Source organism: Xanthomonas indica, assembly GCF_040529045.1.
Taxonomy (GTDB): domain Bacteria; phylum Pseudomonadota; class Gammaproteobacteria; order Xanthomonadales; family Xanthomonadaceae; genus Xanthomonas_A; species Xanthomonas_A indica.
This window is the reverse complement of the sequence record NZ_CP131914.1, coordinates 3,143,132-3,158,903: the sequence shown is the minus strand read 5'-3', so window position 1 is coordinate 3,158,903 and position 15,772 is coordinate 3,143,132. Positions and strand designations below refer to the sequence as shown.

Here is a 15,772-nt window from a genome sequence, read left to right as displayed (position 1 = left end):
GGGGCGATGCCAGAGGGTGTTTTAAGGCGCATATTCCAGGTGGATGAGCGGATAGGGCCTGCCCTGGTGGTCGTGCGGGGACCGCCCTGTGCGCCTGAAGCCCATCCTTTCGTAGAAGCCGACAGCCTGATGGTTCTGTTCGTTGACGTCGGTGGTCATGCGCGGATGCAGCGCGAGGCCGTGCCGCACCAGCGCGGCGCCGACGCCGGTGCCGCGATATGCGGGGTCGACGAACAACGCCTGCATATGTTCGTCTTCGATGAGCATCAGCGCCAATGGCCGGTCGTGCCCATCCACGGCAAACCACAGCGGCGCTGTGGGCAGGAATTCGCGCACCAGCGTCTGGATGGCAAGGCGATCCTGCGCCGACAGAAAGTGGTGTGTCGCATCGACCGCCTCCTGCCAGATCTGGACTGCGCGTGCTCCCTCATCGGGACGAGCACGCCGGATCGCGATGGTGGTGTTGTCGGTTTTCATGTCTCGTTGCGTTTCAGGAGTGACCGTCGAAGCGTTGCAGCGCTTCGATGGCGCATTTCAGGGGATCGGTCCGGGCACGTGGGTCGACACGTCGAAGCCCGGCGGGGGGCGCGCCTATCTTAGCGGCCAGTGGCGAAACCGGGGTTGGCAGCGCCTCGCCGCAACAGCGCTCGGCGTTGCGGCGAGTTCCTCCGGCATGGACAGTCAGCGAGACCGTGTCGCGTTCGTCGCCAGCAGTTCTTTTGCCATCTCCAGCGCCTGCTCACGCGAGGCGGTAAGCAGCATGGGGTAACCCCAGAACTTGGCGAACAGCACCGCGAACGCCTTGTAGCCGACGCGTTTGGCCGAGTTGGGTTCGATCTGGATCATCGCCAGCACCAACCTTCGCAGTTCCGCCTTGTGCTTTTTCATCCACAGCGCCGTGCGTTTCTTTTCTTCCGGCGTGTGGTCGTGGTCTTCGCTTGGCGTGCTGTCGCTCAGGATCACGAACGGCTCCCCGCGCCGCAGGTTCGCCTCGAACTCATCGAAGTCCTTCTGGTGGTCATGCCCGGGTTCCTGGGACAGGTTCATCCAGACCAAGGGGAAGTTCGAACTATTCATGGGCATGGCCAACTCCTTGACGCTTGATGTGCCGCCAGGTGATCGCAATGGCGAACGCACCGGGCAGGGTGATGAAGAGCACGGCAGAGAGCGCGACATGCCAGCCGTCGCGCAGCCCGTCCGCGATTCCTCCGAGGGTGTTCAGGACGACGAGCATGCCGCCGAGGACCAGGGCGATTCCTTGCGTCCGGCGGGTCCCGATCAGTGCGAGCAGCACCGTGACGATCCAGCAGCCGTAGAAGGCGGAAAACATCCACAGGATGCCGGGGTCGAACGTGATGGCCGCTGTCGCTCCGTGCGCTCTCACGAAGGTATTGACGTAGAAGAACAACTGGAAGGTCACGAAAAGCACGACACCCGTCGCGGTCGTCAACCAGAACAATGCGACCCTGTTCGGTGCGTACAGGGTCGCGTCTTGGGTAGGGCGTCGTGGGGCGGAGGGCTGAAGTGGCATGGGCGGGTTCTCTGAAATCGATGGCGGGATGAGGGCGGGTGCTCGACCGAATGACGCATTGGCCTGCGAGGACATCAATACGTGTAGTCCAGCGTCACCATCACGTTGCTGGGTGCGCCATAACTCACGGTGTCGAAGTCGCCTTTCTGCAGCGCGTATTTCTTGTCGAAAACGTTGTTGACGTTCACGGCCAGATGGGTCTTCTGCGTGATGGCGTAGCGTGCCAGCAGGGAGGCTAGGGCATAGGAACGCTGTTCCCCGCCCAGCGAACTGGTGCCGGTATTGGGCGCCTCGTAGATGCGGCTTTGCCATTTGACGCCGCCGCCCAGCGTCAACTTGCTCCACGCACCCGGCAATCGGTAGGTGGTGAAGAGCTGGGCCGTGGTGCGCGGGAGTTGCGAATTCAGGCGGACGCCATCGCCGTCTTCCGCGGTGAAGTGCGCGATGCCTGCAGCGATGTTCCAGCCCTGCGCCAACTCGCCTTGCAGGTCCAGCTCGATGCCGCGCGACTTTGTCCCGTCGACGCCTTTGTAGGCTTGCGCGCCGCCTGGCGTATAGGTCCCGGCAACGCTCTGCGCCGCGTTGTCCAGCGTGGTTTCGAACACGGCGATCGACGCATTCAGGCGTCCGTCGAGGTAGTGGCCCTTCAGGCCAAGTTCCTTGGTTTTTCCCTTGGACGGCGTGAGCACGTTGCCCTTGCTGTCCCGGTAATCCGTTTGCGGGTTGAAGATGCCGGTGTAGCTGAGATAGGCCGAGTAGGTCGTGTCGAGGTCGTAGATCACGCCCGCATACGGGGTGAACTCGCCGGTTTTCTTGTAGTGCAACCTGTTGTTGCCGGCGGTGTCGTCGATGTCGTAGTTGCTGACGCGGCCGCCGACGATGAGTTTCAGTGGATCGGCCAGGGAAAAGCGCGCTGCGCCATAGACACCGCTCTGCTTGACCCGGGTGCCGGTGGGTATCCACGTCATGGCCGCGAAGTCGGGCCGGGGGTAGGGTGGGCTCAGGTCATCGACATCGACCGGCATGAAGCCCGCATAGAAGGGCGCGATGTCCCGCTGCCTGGCCGTGCGACGCGAGCTCATCGCCCCCAGCACCAGCGCGTGCTGGCGGCCCAGCAGCTCGAACGGGCCGCTGGCCATCACATCGGCGGTGTTTTGCCGGCTCCGCCCGTCGGACGCCAGCGCGACCGGATACGCCCCATTGGGGGAGACGCCCAGTCCCGTGGCGCGATCGGGGCGGCCGACCAGGCCGAGCAGTTCGGCATCGTCGTCCGTGCGGTACTGGTTGGCGACGGCGCGGAGCGTCCAGCCGTTGCCGAAACGATGCTCGAGCTCGGCAAACCCGGTTTTGAGCGTGTTGTCCCAACGGCTCCAGTCCTGCGCATAGCTGCTGGAGCGCGGGTAGTGCGCCTGAGTGCCGTCGCTGAACCACAGCGGCATGCCGCCCCAGGTGGCGCCTTTCGGCGTGATGTCCTGAGAGTCGACGCCCAGACTCAGCGTCGTGTCCGCGGTCAGATCCGCCTCGATGATCCCGTAGAACGATTTCCTCTGCGGTGTGTAGCGGTCGAGGTACGAATGGCCGTCCTGGTACGCGCCCACCACGCGCGCGCGGATGCGACCGTCCTGGGTCAACGGCGTGGAGACGTCGGCCATTCCCCGGTAGGTGTCCCAGCTCCCCGCGCCCAGCGAGGCGGACGCGGAGAATTCCGGGGTCGGACGTTGCGCACGAGATTGATGGCGGCCGAGGGATTGCCGGTGCCGGTCAGCAGGCCGGAGGCGCCGCGCACGACCTCGACACGGTCGTAGAACGCGGTATCGAGCGAACCGATGCCGCTGCCGTTGACGATGTTGCCGACCACCGTGGGAATGCCGTCGTACTGCAGGTTGTTGATCAGAAATCCGCGCGAGTAGAAACTCGTCCGTTCGCTGTCGGACTGATACGACGCGATCCCGGTGGTGTTCTCCAGCACGCCCTGCACCGACGTCAGTTGCTGGTCGTCCATGCGTTGGCGCGTGATCACCGTGACCGACTGCGGCGTGTCCCGCAGCGACAGCGGCAGGCGCGTGGCCGCCGCCGTCTCGCCCGTGGTGTAGGAGCCGGTCCCTTCGGTCGCCGCCGCATCCGCGCGGTGCGTGACGTTGACCGCCGGCAAGCTCTGCGCTGCGTTGGACGCGTTTTCCCCAGCCTCGTTCGGTCGCTGCGCTGGCTCGGCGGCGCATGCGCCGTGCGTGCTGACGGCGATTGCCGCTGCGAGTGCCGAGCCCAGCAGGCTGCGGGGTGAGGGCGTGTGCTCATGCGCCGGCGGACGGGGGGCGCGCTGACCGATTTGCCGCTGGAGCCCGCCGACATCTGTGAGGCTGCACATCAAACAATACTCATTTGCGTTTGGATGCGCTATTTAACATCGGGGTTGCGCTGGCTTGATGGCGAATTCAGGCCAGAGTGTTTTTCAATTCGGTCAGCTAGTCGCCAAGCACACAGGGTGGCCGGACTGCGACAAGTTCTGGCCTGATGGCGCAATGCACGCTGCGCATCCACGACTAGTCTGTGCAGGCGGCGCTGGCGTCGCACTGGTGCGCAGCAGCGCGACGGCACTTGGCGCGCGTCGTCCGTGACAGCCGGGAGGCCACGCCGTTCCGCGGTTCCATCTGGCATAGCGAAGGGGGAGGAATGGAATCATGCGATGACGCGCTTGCGATCGTGGGCCTGGCCGCATCCTCCGAGCGGCGCGCGAATCGGCTGTCAGACAAACACAGACACAGGACGATGCGCAACGCTGCAGCCAGCCTCGAAAGCGGATGCGTGGTGTCGGCTCAGGATCGGCGCCTGATCGCGCACAGGCTGCGACCGACGGCCGCGCGTGCCGATGTCTTGCGCACCTTGGAGCAGGCGGCGCCGAGTTGTCTCGATGCCAGCCGGGTGTACCGCCTCCTGAGCGGTCGGCGCGATCGCCTTACGCCGGGATCGGTGTATCGGGCACTGCACGATCTGTGGGTCGCCGGCTTGCTGGTTCGCACGGAAGGCACGCGTGGGCGTGCGTTCTACGCGATCAAGCCCGACCTGCTGACCGCCCGCCACGACACGCTGCGCTGTCGCTGCGGCGCGCGACTGGTGTTCATCGAAGACCCGGTGTTGCGTGCGCACCTGCGATCGCTGGCCTGCGAGGAGGGCTTCGTGCTCGACGCGGAGACCGTCTTCACCATCACCACGACGTGTGCGCGATGCGGGCAACCCCGCACTGCGGCACATGGGGTGGCAGAGGACGATCGAAGGTCACGAACCAGGAGGGCCTGATCCGATCAAGGCGAGATGTCATTGGGGAGCACGATGCCGGGCACGGGAGCAAGCTCGGCGCCGTTCCTGCGGTCGGACAGATAGCGTGCCGGCGGCTTGCCGACGGCCTTGCGGAACATGGTGACGAACCCGCTGGCGTTTTCGTAGCCCAGTTCCAATGCCACGGTCTGCACGCTATCGCCCTTGGTCAAGCGCTGAAGCGCCAGGATGACGTGCAGTTGCCGGCGCCAGCGCCCGAAACTCATGCCGATTTCGTGCAGCAGCAGGCGGCTCATGCTGCGCTCGCTCATGCCGATGCGGGTCGCCCAAACGGCCTTCGACGTTTTGTCGGTGGGGTCGGCCAGCAGCAGTTCCGCGAGGCGGCGCAATCGCGCGTCGCGCGGCATGGGCAGATGCAGGTCCTCGACCGGCGCCTCCACCAACTCGTCGAGCAAGGCGGCAATCAGCCGATCTTCCCGGCCTCCCTGCGGGTACAGCGCGGGAAAACCAGCCACCTTCAGCAGCAGCTCGCGCAGCAGGGGCGATACCGCAATGGTGCAGCAGATCGTCGGAAGATCGGCGGCGGCATCGGGATCGACGAACAGGCAATGACATTCGGTTTCGCCCGACCCGCGCGCCGCGTGGGGCAGGTCACCGGGGATCCAGATGGCGCACTGCGGCGGCACGATCCAGACGCCGTCTTCGATTTCGCAATTCAGGACGCCGCGAACGGAGTAGATCAGCTGCGCCTTGTGGTGCCGATGTCGCGCATTCTCCCAGTCCTTCGTCACCGAGGTGGCACGCAGGGCGACGACAGGGCGAGGCACGTTGTCGACGTCCAGGGGTTCAGTGTGTGCGGTGATGGCAACGCTCGACATGGTGCGCTGGAACTCGTGTTGCCGTGGACTGCTGTCTGTTTTGAATAATACTCTTAAAGAACTTTCTGATTGCGTGTGGGCGCTGGGTGCGCACGGTAGGATCGCGGTTTGCCGGGATGTCATGCGGGTCGCACGGGTTCCTGGCCTCGATGGCGTGGGCGCCGCCCGCTTTCGTGTCGACCGCGTGGTGGAAACGGGCAGGGCGGGCGGTACTGTTCTTGCGCGGGATGTGTACTGAATCCGTGGCAGGCATCCGATGGCTGTGCCCTTGGTGATTCATGGATCCGTGGCCACCGCATCCGACGGGGTGACGCGGATCAGCGCGCGCTGATCCGCGGTGATATCGGGTGCATTGCGCCCCGGCTCGAACGCCTCGGTCGCATGGCGCGGCCAGGCAAGCCGCGGGATGTCCACTGTGGTTTCTGCGTGGCGCGTGGGGTGCTCGGCAGCGTATCGCCCGGCGGGGCGGTCGCGAGCGCCTTCGACTGCATCAGCCGTGGCTGGGCATCGGCGCGCCCACTGCCTCGCGAATGGCAGCCGGCGCCGTCGACCAGGCGCCTGCATGGAACGGCGGCTTCGGGTCGTACTGGATCTTCAGCTGTGCCTTCATCGCTTCCGCATCCCCGCGCAGGTGGCCGATGAGCGCCAGCGTCATGTCCAGGCCGGCCGAGACGCCCGCGGAGGTCCAGTACTTGTCGCTGACCACCCAGCGCTCGTCCACATAGGTCGCGCCCTGGTCGTTCAGCATGTTCTGCAAGGCCCAGTGCGTGGTGGCGCGGCGGCCGCGCAGCAGCCCGGCGCGGCCCAGGATGAGGGCGCCGGTGCAGACGCTTGCGGTGATCCGCGATGTCCTGTCGATCCGCCGGATCCAGCCCATGACCTCGGCATCGTTGGAAACGTCGCGCACTCCCATGCCGCCGCCCGGGATGAGCAGGACGTCGGCCGTGTCGATGTCCTGGATCAGCGCATTCGCCTGATAGGTGACCATGCCACTGTCGCTGCGGTAGGGATCGCGGGTCTTGGCCGCGAGCACCAGGTCGATGCCCGGCACCCGATGGAGCAGTTCGTAGGGGCCGACCCAGTCGAGCATGGTGGTGCCCGGGAACAGCAGGATCACCACCTTCGTCGGCGCCGCGGAGCCCGGCGGCGTCGTGCTGTCCGGATGCGTCTTCGATGGCGAGCTCGCCGGCGTGGACGCCGCGGCCATCACGCGGGGGCTGGCCAACAAGGCGCCCAGGCCGAACAGCCCCAACTGGCTGACATACCGGCGCATCGCGTTGTGGTCCATGGGGTCTCCAGATCTGGGCATGCTGCTCTCCTCTTGATGGCGGTAGGTGGTCGCTGGGCCGGCGGTTGCCGACGGGGACTGGCAGGGGGCGGTGCCGTGCAGGCCGCTCAGAAGCCCTCGAGCACGATCTTGCCGCGCGCGCGATGCGTCTCGATCCATTCGTGCGCGCGCCGCAGATTGGCGGCATTCACCGTGCCGAAGTGGCCGGCGAGCGTGGTGCGCAGCACGCCGGCATCGATCAGCGATCCGACGCGGGTCAGCAGTTCGTGCTGGCGGATCTGGTCGGGCGTCGCGTGCAGCGAACGCGTGAACATGAATTCCCAATGCAGCGACACGCTCTTGGTTTTCAGCTTGCGGACATCGATGTGATCGGGATCGTCGATGAGCGCGACGTGCCCCTGCGGGTTGATCGCGGCGACGATCTCGTCGAAATGGCGGTCGGTCTGGTTCAGGCTCGCGACGTAGTCGACGCCGGCGAAGCCGATGCGCCGCAGTTCTTCGGACAGCGGCCTGGTGTGGTCGATCACGTGGTGCGCGCCGAGGTCGCCGACCCATTTGGCGGTTTCCGGACGCGACGCGGTGCCGATCACGGTGAGGCCGGTGAGCCGTCGCGCCAGTTGCACGAGGATCGAGCCAACGCCACCGGCCGCGCCGACCACCAGCAGCGTGGCGCCTTGCGATGGGTCGCCTTCCGGGATGTTCAGGCGATCGAACAGCAATTCCCAGGCCGTGATGGTCGTCAGCGGCAGGGCCGCCGCCGCCGCGAAATCGATGCGTTGCGGCATCCGCCCGGCGATGCGCTCATCGACCAGATGCAATTCGCTGTTGGTGCCGGGGCGCTGCAAGGCGCCGGCGTACCACACCGTGTCGCCGGGCTTGAAGCGCGTGACGGCGGTGCCCACGGCGCGCACCACGCCGGCGGCATCCCAACCGAGCACCTTGGCTTGGCCGGCGTCCGGCGCGACGTTTGCGCGGATCTTCACATCGACCGGATTGACCGAAACCGCGCGGACCTCGACCAGCAGGTCATGCGCGCCGGGAACAGGGTCGGGCAGTGTCAGCTCGACCAGTGCGTCGGCATCGCTGATCGGCAAGTTGCGGTAGTAGCCAATGGCTTTCATGGTGCGCTCCGGACTCAGGACAGGATCGAGCCGGCGCACGGCAGCAATGCGTCGTTGCGCTGCGGGGCCGGTTCGGCTCACGCCATGATCGTCTTGCGCGACCTGCGGTCACAGGCGCCATGCGCGATATCAGTTTCAAAATTATTTTGAAATATACCGGTCGGGCGCGAGGTGCCCGCCTGTTTCATTCCAGATAGCCGTTGATCCTGTGCAGCAGGAAGTCGCGCAGTGCGTTGACCGTGGGCGACAGCATCGCCCGGTGCGCGCAGACCAGATGCAGCGGCGCGCGCTCCCCTTCGAATTCCGTCAGTGCCGCCTCGAGGCGGCCGGCGCGCAGGTCGTCCAGCACATCCAGCCTGGACTTGTAGGCGATGCCGAGCCCTGCGACGGCCCAGCGCCGGACCAGTTCCCCGTCGTCGCTGCTGCGGTCGCCGTGCACGGCCACCACCTCCGGCGTGCCGCCGCCGAAGAAGGTCCAGCGGTCGTGCAGGGCATCGCTCAGGGCAAAGCGCAGGCAGTTGTGCCTGGCCAGATCGGCTGGTGTCGTCGGCCGTCCGTGGCGCAGGAAGTAACCGGGCGATGCGCACAGCACGCGCCGGTTCTCGGGCGCCAGCGGTAGCGCGACCAGCGAGGAGTCTTCGGACACGCTGTAGCGGATGGCCACGCTGACCGGGGCACGGATCATGTCGGTGATCTGGTCGCCGATGCGAATCTGCAGGGAGACGCTCGGGTACTGCGCCTGGAACGCGTCCAGCCATCGCAGCAACACGGTGCGCCCCAGGTCGGACGGCATCGACAGCGACACCGCACCGCCGATCATTTTCCGGCCTTGGGCCACCGCGTTGCGTCCGGCCTCGACCTGCTCCAGCACGTTGCGCGCGTACTGCAAGTAGCGTTCGCCATCCGGCGTCAGCCGCAGGCTGCGTGTCGATCGCGCGAGCAGCCGGGTGCCGAGTTCGGTCTCCAGCCGCTTCAGCGCCACGCTGGCGACCGCCGGCGTGAGGTCCAGTTGGCGGGCGGCCGCCGACAGGCTGCCATGGTCGGCCGCGGCCACGAAGATCCGCACGTCTTCCAGTCTGATCATCCAGGTCGTTCCAGCAGATGCGCCGCACCACGCATGGCACGGGGCGGCGGCGATGGTGTGATTTTCAAAATTATCACAAGACTGCTTGCCCCGCCGGGGGCTGTTTCCGGGAGGATCGGTTCACCACAATCCGGCAGCCCTGTCATCCACACGTCCTGCTGGAGAACACCATGCCACACCACTTCGCCCCATCCCGGTGGGTCTTGCTTGCCGCCGCCTGCTTCGCAGGTTGCGGTGCGTTCGCAGCGTCCGTCGCCGCATCGGTTGCGGCAGCACACCCTGCAAAACCGGTCGTCGTGCGCGAGAGCCAGCAGATGCCGTGGAATGCGGTGGTGCTCGATGGGCGAGGGCGCTTCATCGTCAGCACCCCGCGCTGGACGGGCAACACCGGGCCTGCCGTGGCCATCGCGGGCAAGGACGGCGCGCTCGCCCCTTATCCGGATGCCGGCTGGAACCGGTGGACGCCGGGCAGCGCCGCGGCGCGCGCGTTCGTCAGCGTCAACGCGATCCACCAGGACGCGCGCGGCGACCTCTGGATCGTCGACACGGGCACGCCGGCGTTCGGCGGCACGCCGGTGGCCGATGGCGCCAAGGTCGTTCACATCGATCCCCGCACCGATCGCGTGGTGCGCGTCTACGTTTTCCCGAAAGAGGTGATCCGCAACCACTCCTATGTCGACGACATCCGCATCCACGATGGACATGCCTACCTGACCGATGCCGGCGAAGGCGCGGTGATCGTGCTGGACCTGGACAGCGGCCGTGCGAGGCGCCGCTTCGATGGCGCAGCGTTCGCCCGCGCACGCGCCAACGACAGGATCGTCGTGAACGGCAAGGTCCTCACCGGCACCGATGGCAAGCCGCTGCAGGTCAATGCCGATCCGTTGGAGCTGAGCCCGGATGGCCGCACCCTGTACTTCGGTCCACTGACCGGCCCCCTGGCGCAGATCGAGACGCGCTATCTGGACGATGACGGCATCGACGACGCGGCCCTCGCGCAGCATGTGCGCCCGTGGTTCGACAATCCGCCGATCGGTGGCACCGCGATGGGCGCCGATGGCAGCCTGTACTACACGCCGCTGGCCGACAATACCCTGATGCGGCGTGCGCCGGACGGGACGGTATCGACGATCGCGCACGATCGCGATCTGCGTTGGGCCGATGCGCCGTTCCTCGATGGCCAGGGCCACGTCTACCTGCCGGTTGCGCAGATCGACGGTGCGCCGGCCTTCAATCAAGGCACATCGACCATTCGCTTCCCGGTGAAGCTGTACCGGGTCGATCTGCCGGCAGGCCAGCGCTAGCTGCGTGTCAGGTGCGGCATGTTCGTCGCCGGGCGTGCCGCGCAGTCCTTCCGCCCATCAAAGAGCGCCGGGTGAGTCGGCGCCTCTCTCCTCGGAGTCGAATCCCATGGCCCAACCCCTGCAGGTTCGTCTGCTGACGATCGATCTCTCGTTTCATCGTGCGGCATCCGGTGTGATCCGGTCCGTTCTTGCCCGCCATGGCGTGGACGTGACGGAAACGCTGGCACCGCATGCGCAGGCCTTCGAGCAACTGCGTGCGGGCGAAGCCGACATGTTGTGCAGTGCATGGCTACCCGACAGCCACGGCGTCTATTTCGCTCCGATGGCGAGCAGGTTCGAGAAGGTCGCCGTTCTCTACCGCCCCTATGCGTACTGGGGCGTGCCGGACGACGTGCCGCAGGCCCTGGTGTCCTCGATCGAGGATCTGCGCAAGCCGAAGGTGGCTGCACGCATGCACAAGCGCATCCAGGGCATCGGCGCGGGCGCGGGCATCAGCCGGTTCTCGCGCACGGCGATGACGCAGTATGGCCTCGCAGAGGCCGGTTACCACTTCGAGAACGGTACGCTGGACGACTGCGTGGCGGCGTACGAACATGCGGTGCAGCACGGCCATTGGGTCGTGGTGCCGTTGTGGAAGCCGCAGTTCCTGCATGAGCAATACGCGATTCGACCACTGCAGGATCCGCTGGGGGTGATGGGCGGCGCCGACGAGGCGACACTGGTGGCGCGCCACGAGGTGATGCGCCGGTTGCCTGTGGAGGCAGCGTCGGCATTGCGCAGCACATCCCTCGGCAATGACGCCGTTTCGCGGCTGGATTATCTCGTCTCGCGCGATCGGCTGGATCCGTTGGAGGCCGCTCGTCGCTGGTTGCACACCACGGGCTAGCCAGGTCCCTTCGTCCCGCCAGGAAGGCGTCTCCACGCAGGCGCGCTGCATTGCGTCTCGCTCGTGCAGCAGGGCGAAGGCGCGCGCAATCCTCGAGCACCAAGTGGAGGCCGATGGAGCTCCACTGCACGCCTCGTCACGATCCTCTTCTGCATGACCTTGCTGCGTGGGTGCCGTCCAAGGCGGCGGCTGGCGCTGACATGGAGCACGTGCGCCGCGTGTCCTGCGGTATGCAGATCGCACGGCGCCGGACAGTGCAGGGGCTGGACCTCGCATGAGGAGGGGCGGGACCGGTGCTGGCGCGGAGGTCGGGCGGCAAGTGTCTGCGTTTCGAGACGTTTCGACGCAGCTTCGGCTGCAGACCTTGATGCATGTCGCACGCGCTTCACGGAGCACCTATGCCACCATGACTTTTCGCCGGACCGTGGCAGCCGTGCTTTCAGCGGATCTCGGTTTCATTCAAGACGAACCGTCTCCAGTGTTATTCATTAACACCGCTGCGGCCATGTAAATAGGTGCACGTGTACCGAGAACTGGCCCAGGCCCAGCGCGATGCGCAATTGGATGCGGAGCAGCGCACCGCGCTGCTGATGATCGCGTCCGGCGCGCCGATCGCCGCGTGCCTGGATGCGCTCACCGATGCCGTCGGCCGCCTTGTGCCCGATGCCCGTGCCTGCGTGCTGTTGGCGAGCCAGGACCGCCGCACGATGGGCGACGGTTACTCTTCGCACTTTCCTCCTGCGTTCGCCGCGGCCATCCGCGGCTTGCCGATCGGGGAGGCGCTCATCGGCACCTGCGGGACCGCTATCCACCAGGGGCATCCCGTCGAGTGCGAGGACGTGGAGCACGCGCCGCAGTGGTCCGCGCCATGGCGCTCGCTTTGCCTGGAAAACGGCATCCTGGCGTGCTACTCGCATCCTGCCATCGGGCAGGGCGGCAAGGCGGTCGGATCCTTCTTCCTGTGTCTTTCCGAGGCGCGGCAGGCCAGTCCGTGGGAACGCAAGGTCGCCGAATTCGGTGCGCTGGCGACCAGCATCGTCGTGGAGCGTGAGCGGGCGGCCGCGCATCTGCGCAAGGAGATGGCCGCGCTTGCCCGGCTGCAGGAATTGAGTGCCGAACTGGTCGGGCCAGGGGAGTTCGAGCCGCTGCTGCAGAAGATCCTCGCCGCGGCGGCCGACATCTCGGGCACCGACAAGGGCAACATCCAGATCTTCGACCCGATCAAGAAAACGTTACGGATTGTCGTGCACCAGGGCCTGGGGGCGCGACTGGTCGAGCATTTCCGCGAAGACGGATGGGATGCCAGTTGCGGAGCGGCGGCAAAGCAGGTGCAGCGTCTGGTGGTGGCCGACGTGGAGAAGCTGGAGGGCCTGCAGGGGACACTGGGCCTGGAGGTCGTGATGGAGGACCAGATCCGCTCCATCCAGTGCACGCCGTTGCTCAGCCGCGATGGGCGGCTGCTGGGCATGCTCAACAACCACTACCGCTGGCCGGGCGGACCCGACCCGGACGCGCTGCGCTACATCGACCTGCTCGCACGGCAGGCCGCCGAACTGGTCGAGCGCCATCAGATCGAGGCCGAGCTGGCGCAGGAGCGTCGACGCAAGGACGAGTTCCTGGCCTTGCTCGCGCACGAACTGCGCAACCCGCTGGCGCCGTTGCGCAACATGCTGGAAGTGCTCAAGCGCTCGCACGGCAACGAAGCGCTGTCGCGCAAGGCGCAGGAGGTCATGGAGCGACAGGTGCGGCACCTGGTGCGGCTGGTGGACGACCTGCTCGACGTCAACCGCATCAAACAGGGCAAGCTGGAGCTGCGGCGCGAGCCGCTGCTGCTGGCCGAGGTGATCCAGCAGGCGGTCGAGGTCTGCCGCCCTGCGCTGGACCAGCAGCGGCATCGGTTGCGCGTGGTGTTGCCGGAGGCGCCGCTGCCGCTGCAGGGAGACCCGGTGCGTCTGACCCAGGTGTTCGGAAACCTGCTCACCAATGCGTGCAAGTACACGCCTCCCGGGGGAGACATCGAAGTGCGGGTCGACGCGATCGAGGGCAGCGCCGAGGTCGTGGTGCAGGACAACGGCTCCGGTATCCCGCCGGACAAGATCGACGCCATCTTCGAATTGTTCACCCAGGTGGACCGCACCCTGGAGCGTGCGCAAGGCGGACTCGGCATCGGCCTGATGCTGGTCAGGCAACTGGTCGAGATGCATGGCGGCACTGTCGAGGCACGCAGCGAGGGGCCGGGCAAGGGCAGCGCCTTCGTCGTGCGGCTTCCCGCCGACACCGCGCCGGCCGCGGCGTCGGGCACCGGGGATGCCAGGTCGTCACACACCGCGCGCCGGATCCTGGTGGTCGACGACAACGCGGATATCGCGCTGGCGCTGGCCGCGCTGCTGGAACTGGACGGGCATGACGTGCGCACCGCCGGAGGCGGCGAGGAAGCGCTGGCGATGGGCGCACGCATGCGCCCGGAGGTGATCCTGATGGACATCGGCATGCCCGGCATGGACGGCCATGAAGCGTGCCGCCGCATCCGCGACTGCGACTGGGGCAGGGACATCACCATCGTCGCGTTGACCGGCTGGGGACAGGACGGCGATCGCCAGGATTCGGCGCGGGCCGGGTTCGACGCGCATCTGGTCAAGCCGGTGGGATTTGCCGAGTTGCATGGCCTGTTTGCCGGGCTCGGCTGACCTGGCCAGGTTCGGCACACGCGCACGTCGCGCCTGGTGCTCTGTAACCCGTGCGGTGATGCGCAGCCCGGCCAAGCGGCCACACGTGGCATGACCGCGTCCGCGCTGTTTGCTCGGCGTAGCCCGCTACGGCCGCGGAATCCGAGAGAGCGTCATCCTGTGCGCGCTTATGCTGGCGGCGCGGCGAAGGTCTCCGGCCATACCAGCGAGCGGTGAACCTGGGAGCCTGCCATGGCGCCGCTGGCGACGGCCAGTGACAGCGAATGCGGCGCTTTCGCCAGGTCGCCGCAGGCGAAGACGCCGGACACCGAGGTCCTGTGCTCGGCGTCGATGCGGACCTGGAGGCCCATCGGCGTCTCTTCCAACTGGCAGCCCATGGCGTCGGCGAGTGAGCCGGACGGCACGGTGCGCGGGGCCGTGAACAGGCCGGCGAAGGTCAGCCGCCGACCGTCGGCCAGGACCACGTCGGCATGCCCCTCGATCCTGTCGATGGGCGCGTCCTCGATCACCACGCCGCGGCCGGTCAGGCGGGCCCTGGCCGCGTCGTCCAGTTGCAGCGCATCGTTGACGAGCAAGGTCGCGTTGCCCCATTCGGTGAGCAGTTCGGCCTGGTGCGCGGACAGCGGGCCGGCGCCGACGATGCCGATGCGGCCCTGGTCCAGCTCGTAGCCGTGGCAGTACGGGCAGTGGAAGACCGCCGTGCCCCAGCGTTCGGCAAGACCGTCGACGGCCGGAAGCCGATCGGCCACGCCGGTGGCCAGCAGGATGCGGCGGCCTTGGTGCGCGCCGCCATCGGAGGTGGTCACCGTGAAGGCGTCCAGGGAGCCGGTGACCGCCCGGGCGTGTGCGTCCAGCCAGGCCAGCGTCGGATAGGCGTCGAGTTGCTGGCGCGCGGTCGCCGCGATGGCGTCCGGCGGCACGCCGTCCTGGCCGAGGAAGCCATGTGCATGGCGGGCCGTGCGATTGCGGCGCTGGCCCGCGTCGATCACCAGCACGGAGCGGCGTGCCCGCAGCAATTGCAGGGCGGCGGCCATGCCCGCATAGCTGCCGCCGATGACGATGGTGTCGTAATGCATGCTCAACTCCTGGTGCGTCGTGCTGCCGCATGCCGGCGCGCGAAGTCGGCGGCCAGGTCGGCAAGGGTGATCTCCGAAAACCGCTTCAACAGCAACGCCTCGGCTTCTGCGAACGTGCCTTCCAGTGCGGCATTCACCGCTTGCTCCACCAGGCACTCCGGGGATTCGTGGCGATTGCCGATGGCGAACAGGGCGGGTTCGCCCAGCGCTTCGTGCAACTGGCGCAAGGTGACCGCGGCCAGGTCGGCATGGATGCGCCATCCGCCGGCATGCCCACGGTCCGAGGTCACGATGCCGGCTTCGCGCAGGTACCCCATGGTGCGCCGGACCACGACGGGGTTGGTGCCCAGGCACTGGGCCAGGGCGTCGGAGGTCATGGGGCCCTCGTGCTCGGCCATGTGCAGCAGGGCATGCAGGACGGAAGACAGGCGGCTATCGCGTTTCATGTAACTAATGATGTTTCGAAATGTGTGGCAGGTCAAGCGCGACCCGCGCACTGGCGCTGGCGACCGCTCTCCAAGGGCGCGCCGCGAACAGTCGCGCTTGGTCGTCGTGGATGCGCAACGACCTGGTCCCGCGCCATCGCCGCGATGCTGTTTGTCGACCGCTTCCCGGCCCGGACCACGTACCTTGATCCAGCCTGA

General features: G+C 66.9%; 15 protein-coding genes. 4 read left to right on the top strand and 11 right to left on the bottom strand.

Going from position 1 to position 15,772, the window contains the following annotated elements; translation table 11 throughout:
• Positions 1-21: 21 nt before the first annotated feature.
• From Q7W82_RS13720 to Q7W82_RS13700, 5 genes are all read right to left on the bottom strand, one after another.
• Entirely contained in the window at positions 22-477 is a 456-nt protein-coding gene (locus Q7W82_RS13720; protein ID WP_242158967.1) for an acetyltransferase, read from the bottom strand.
• A gap of 204 nt (positions 478-681) precedes the next feature.
• A complete protein-coding gene (locus Q7W82_RS13715; RefSeq protein ID WP_242158958.1) occupies positions 682-1,077 on the bottom strand; it encodes a hypothetical protein in 396 nt (131 codons plus the stop codon).
• Positions 1,070-1,450, bottom strand: coding sequence for a hypothetical protein (locus tag Q7W82_RS13710; RefSeq protein ID WP_353949487.1), 381 nt, complete (start codon positions 1,448-1,450; stop codon positions 1,070-1,072). Before Q7W82_RS13710 ends, Q7W82_RS13715 begins: the two co-directional genes overlap by 8 nt.
• A gap of 155 nt (positions 1,451-1,605) precedes the next feature.
• Positions 1,606-3,216, bottom strand: a complete 1,611-nt coding sequence (locus Q7W82_RS13705) for a TonB-dependent siderophore receptor (RefSeq protein WP_242159062.1) — start codon at positions 3,214-3,216, stop codon at positions 1,606-1,608.
• Positions 3,159-3,896 carry a TonB-dependent receptor plug domain-containing protein gene (locus Q7W82_RS13700; protein ID WP_242158947.1) on the bottom strand — a complete coding sequence of 246 codons (738 nt, stop codon included), beginning with the start codon at positions 3,894-3,896 and terminating at the stop codon, positions 3,159-3,161. The genes Q7W82_RS13705 and Q7W82_RS13700 overlap by 58 nt, the downstream gene beginning before the upstream one ends.
• 230 nt (positions 3,897-4,126) lie before the next feature.
• Between Q7W82_RS13700 and Q7W82_RS13695 the strand changes: the two genes are divergently transcribed.
• A complete protein-coding gene (locus Q7W82_RS13695) occupies positions 4,127-4,825 on the top strand; it encodes a transcriptional repressor (protein WP_242158945.1) in 699 nt (232 codons plus the stop codon).
• 5 nt (positions 4,826-4,830) lie between these two features.
• Here Q7W82_RS13695 and Q7W82_RS13690 read toward each other — a convergent pair whose 3' ends face one another.
• The 4 genes from Q7W82_RS13690 to Q7W82_RS13675 all read right to left on the bottom strand — a co-directional run bounded on the left by Q7W82_RS13690 (position 4,831) and on the right by Q7W82_RS13675 (position 9,145).
• Positions 4,831-5,682, bottom strand: coding sequence for a helix-turn-helix transcriptional regulator (locus tag Q7W82_RS13690; RefSeq protein WP_242158944.1), 852 nt, complete (start codon positions 5,680-5,682; stop codon positions 4,831-4,833).
• A gap of 490 nt (positions 5,683-6,172) precedes the next feature.
• Entirely contained in the window at positions 6,173-6,970 is a 798-nt protein-coding gene (locus Q7W82_RS13685; protein WP_242158943.1) for a DJ-1/PfpI family protein, read from the bottom strand.
• Positions 6,971-7,077: 107 nt separating this feature from the next.
• Complete coding sequence (locus tag Q7W82_RS13680; protein ID WP_242158940.1) at positions 7,078-8,091, bottom strand: zinc-binding alcohol dehydrogenase family protein; 1,014 nt, start codon at positions 8,089-8,091, stop codon at positions 7,078-7,080.
• A 184-nt stretch (positions 8,092-8,275) separates the two neighbouring features.
• The gene (locus Q7W82_RS13675; RefSeq protein ID WP_353949486.1) at positions 8,276-9,145 is read right to left on the bottom strand and encodes a LysR substrate-binding domain-containing protein; all 870 of its coding nucleotides are present in this window, start codon (positions 9,143-9,145) and stop codon (positions 8,276-8,278) included.
• A 200-nt stretch (positions 9,146-9,345) separates the two neighbouring features.
• On the opposite strand from Q7W82_RS13675, the gene Q7W82_RS13670 reads away from it, so the two are divergent.
• From Q7W82_RS13670 to Q7W82_RS13660, 3 genes are all read left to right on the top strand, one after another.
• Positions 9,346-10,479, top strand: coding sequence for a major royal jelly family protein (locus Q7W82_RS13670; RefSeq protein ID WP_242158936.1), 1,134 nt, complete (start codon positions 9,346-9,348; stop codon positions 10,477-10,479).
• A gap of 106 nt (positions 10,480-10,585) precedes the next feature.
• Positions 10,586-11,365, top strand: coding sequence for a glycine betaine ABC transporter substrate-binding protein (locus Q7W82_RS13665; RefSeq protein WP_242158924.1), 780 nt, complete (start codon positions 10,586-10,588; stop codon positions 11,363-11,365).
• 521 nt (positions 11,366-11,886) lie between these two features.
• Positions 11,887-14,052, top strand: a complete 2,166-nt coding sequence (locus Q7W82_RS13660) for an ATP-binding protein (protein WP_242158922.1) — start codon at positions 11,887-11,889, stop codon at positions 14,050-14,052.
• Between the two features lie 167 nt (positions 14,053-14,219).
• Here Q7W82_RS13660 and Q7W82_RS13655 read toward each other — a convergent pair whose 3' ends face one another.
• Together Q7W82_RS13655 and Q7W82_RS13650 are read right to left on the bottom strand one after the other, a co-directional pair.
• Positions 14,220-15,128 carry an NAD(P)/FAD-dependent oxidoreductase gene (locus tag Q7W82_RS13655; protein WP_242158919.1) on the bottom strand — a complete coding sequence of 303 codons (909 nt, stop codon included), beginning with the start codon at positions 15,126-15,128 and terminating at the stop codon, positions 14,220-14,222.
• Positions 15,129-15,130: 2 nt separating this feature from the next.
• Positions 15,131-15,574, bottom strand: coding sequence for an Rrf2 family transcriptional regulator (locus tag Q7W82_RS13650; RefSeq protein WP_242158918.1), 444 nt, complete (start codon positions 15,572-15,574; stop codon positions 15,131-15,133).
• Positions 15,575-15,772: the final 198 nt, after the last annotated feature.

Bases quoted from the DNA above. Each gene is read 5' to 3' on its own strand.
- Q7W82_RS13720 (WP_242158967.1), bottom strand. From the start codon at position 477: ATGAAAACCGACAACACCACCATCGCGATCCGGCGTGCTCGTCCCGAT.
- Q7W82_RS13715 (WP_242158958.1), bottom strand. From the start codon at position 1,077: ATGAATAGTTCGAACTTCCCCTTGGTCTGGATGAACCTGTCCCAGGAA.
- Q7W82_RS13700 (WP_242158947.1), bottom strand. From the start codon at position 3,896: ATGTGCAGCCTCACAGATGTCGGCGGGCTCCAGCGGCAAATCGGTCAG.
- Q7W82_RS13690 (WP_242158944.1), bottom strand. From the start codon at position 5,682: ATGTCGAGCGTTGCCATCACCGCACACACTGAACCCCTGGACGTCGAC.
- Q7W82_RS13685 (WP_242158943.1), bottom strand. From the start codon at position 6,970: ATGGACCACAACGCGATGCGCCGGTATGTCAGCCAGTTGGGGCTGTTC.
- Q7W82_RS13680 (WP_242158940.1), bottom strand. From the start codon at position 8,091: ATGAAAGCCATTGGCTACTACCGCAACTTGCCGATCAGCGATGCCGAC.
- Q7W82_RS13670 (WP_242158936.1), top strand. From the start codon at position 9,346: ATGCCACACCACTTCGCCCCATCCCGGTGGGTCTTGCTTGCCGCCGCC.
- Q7W82_RS13665 (WP_242158924.1), top strand. From the start codon at position 10,586: ATGGCCCAACCCCTGCAGGTTCGTCTGCTGACGATCGATCTCTCGTTT.
- Q7W82_RS13655 (WP_242158919.1), bottom strand. From the start codon at position 15,128: ATGCATTACGACACCATCGTCATCGGCGGCAGCTATGCGGGCATGGCC.
- Q7W82_RS13650 (WP_242158918.1), bottom strand. From the start codon at position 15,574: ATGAAACGCGATAGCCGCCTGTCTTCCGTCCTGCATGCCCTGCTGCAC.